Annotated in this window: 2 protein-coding genes; both read left to right on the top strand. The window is 32.9% G+C overall.

The window, feature by feature from the left end; translation table 11 throughout:
• Nucleotides 1-449: 449 nt before the first annotated feature.
• The gene (locus Q0605_RS07310) at nucleotides 450-1,685 is read left to right on the top strand and encodes an oligosaccharide flippase family protein (protein WP_298705570.1); all 1,236 of its coding nucleotides are present in this window, start codon (nucleotides 450-452) and stop codon (nucleotides 1,683-1,685) included.
• Nucleotides 1,686-1,693: 8 nt separating this feature from the next.
• Nucleotides 1,694-2,680, top strand: a complete 987-nt coding sequence (locus Q0605_RS07305; RefSeq protein WP_298705567.1) for a glycosyltransferase family 2 protein — start codon at nucleotides 1,694-1,696, stop codon at nucleotides 2,678-2,680.
• Nucleotides 2,681-2,849: the final 169 nt, after the last annotated feature.

The raw sequence follows: 2,849 nt of genomic DNA, 5'->3' as shown, positions 1-2,849 counted from the left end.
GCTAAGTTGAAAGACGAAGCTAAAGAAGAGGGATCGTCTAAGGCTAAAGGTAAGAGAGGCAAGAAGGGTAAGAAAGGTAAGGGAGAGTAATAAGAAAGAATATATAAAATAGGGAGAGGGCGTAAATTGGACTTCTCCCTTTGTTTTTATAAAAATTTATAAAGGGTATGACTCTATACTTTTCGGAGGCAGATAAGATTGTAAATTTTAGCTATTGTTTTATCTGGGTTTTGGCAGCAATTGTTATGTCTAAGCATATTAACTTTATTTACTTCTCTGTTATTTTACCTAGTTGCTTTATTGCTTTTACAATTACTTTAGATTTTGAATAATTTATTTATAGGCGAATTTAAATCCGCACAATTTATTTATATTGTTTATTTGCTTTTAAATTTTTGATGGATACAATCATACGATCTAAATTTTTAAAGGATTTTGAGCTTAAAACTATGAGCAACAAAATAAAATTTATCAAAAATATTTCCTGGCTTCTGTTCGAACATGGTATTAGGATCGGCGGCAGTATTGTGACTGCGTCGATTTTAGCCAGAGTTTTAGGGATTGAAAAATATGGGATTTTTCAATATTTATTGGGGCTTGTAGTTATTTTCAAATCGCTTTCATATATTAATCCGGCAGAGATTATGGTGCCTATGCTTACGAACGCGGATGCTATACAGCGCAGATATTTAATGGGAAGCGGCTTTTTTATCAGGGCATTTTTCTGCATAGTAGCATATATCGCTTTTTTAGCATTCGTATATTTTAGTGATGATGTAAAAGCGTTTAATCTGGCTCTAATTCTCGGATTTTGTATTTTGTTAGACGAAGCATTCGGTATCGTCACGGCCTTTTTACAATCTCAGACGATGATAAAATATAGAAGTGTGCTATATATCTGTTTTACGATCATCAAGATTACTATTCTGGCATCGCTATTTTGGCTAGGGGTTACTAATATCTATATTTATGCGCTTACATATACGCTGGAGAGTATTTGCATGGCGCTAGGTCTGCTTTGGGTTTATAAGATTTTAAATAAAGAACTATTCTTTACATTTGATTTTAATAAAATTTTGCCCCTTCTTAAAGATGGACTACCATTTTTTCTAGGTATCTGCTTTATGTGTATATTTTTGAGGGCGGATATTGTTGCGACGCGTTATCTAAGTGATGGTACGACTTTAGGGTTATATGCCTCGGCGATTCAGCTTTTTGGTAGTGTGACTGCTATGGCGCCAATTATAGCGGTATCATTTGCGCCTTTATTTGTTTATAAATTTGACGAACTATACACCATAAAGAAAAATATATGGCTGCTTGCTTGCGGTATGGTTGCTATTTCGCTTTTTACGTCTATGGCGATGTATTTTTTATCGCCAATTTTAATAAGCTTAATATTCGGAGCTAAATTTAACGACGCAGTAGAAATTTTTAGATATCTATTATTTATTTTGCCGCTTATATTTTTAAACGAGGCTTTAAATTTATATATAATTAAAATGAAGTTGGGTAAACTCCTTATTTATAAATGGGGACTTGCCCTAGGCGGTGCCGTTGTGGCTTATTTATATTTTGTTCCTATTTATGGTGCCGTAGGAACAGTAGTTGGGCTTGGAATAGGATATTTTGTAGTATGTATACTGGGTGCCGCGATAATTTTAAATGATAAAGGGGATTTATGAAGGAAGTTTTGATATCCGCAATAGTACCTATATATAATGTCGAAAAGTATCTTGGAAAATGTATCGACAGCATCATAAATCAAACTTATAAAAATTTAGAGATAATATTGGTTGATGACGGAAGTACTGATGGTTGTTCTAAAATTTGCGATGAATATGCACTAAAAGACAGCCGCATAAAAGTAATCCATAAAGAAAACGGCGGTCTTAGCGATGCTAGAAACGCAGGTATCGATATTGCAAGCGGTGAATATTTAACTTTTATAGATAGTGACGACTGGGTAAGTAAATTTTATATACAAAATTTATATTGCTTGATAGATAGATGCGATGTGGATATGGCTATCACCTCAATTAGGCGTGCTTATGAAGACAGTGAGGATAAAATTTATGAAAAAAGTATAAATGATGAGCCTATTTTAATCCATACAGCTAAAGAATGTATAGAAAGTCTATTTTGCGGTAAATTTTATAATGTCGGTGCGGTTGCTAAAATTTATAAAAAAGAGTTATTTGCAGGCATTAGGTTTCCAAAAGGTCAGATATACGAAGACCTTTCGACCACGCCCATAATAGCTTCAAAAGTGAACAAAATAGCTTTTTGCGACTTGAAGGATTATTTTTACTTTATAAGAGATAATTCTATCATGACGAGCAAAGGCGATATTAAAGATTTAATTATATTTAATATCCTAGACGAGCTAAAAAAATATTTCCGCGATGATAAAGATATCGTAAAATCCATAGAGATCAGAAAGCTCAGAGACGCATTTATGACCTTTTATAAATTTAAGGATAATTTAGACGATTTAGGTAGGGGCACTCTAATAAAAATGGATAAGATAATAAAAAACAATTCCGCGATCGCGCTGAAAGATAAAAATTCTAAGACGCAGGATAGGATCGGGGTTATTATATATAATTTATTAGGATTAAAAGCCTATCTAAAATTTAGAGAGATAGCTCTTTGGGTTAGAAAAAATACCTCTAAATAGACAATGAGTTAAAATATGTACACTTTATACGCAATTTTTATATTTTATTTTTTCGCTGCTTTAGCATATGGTTTTTCTATAAGACACAGAGAAATCCGACCGTTGCTATATTACGCTTTTTTATCTATATTCTTTATTTTAGTAGCGTTTCAGGATAATTACGGGACCG

The organism is uncultured Campylobacter sp. (genome assembly GCF_938017705.1).
Lineage (GTDB): Bacteria > Campylobacterota > Campylobacteria > Campylobacterales > Campylobacteraceae > Campylobacter_B.
This window is presented reverse-complemented; position numbering and strand designations above follow the sequence as displayed.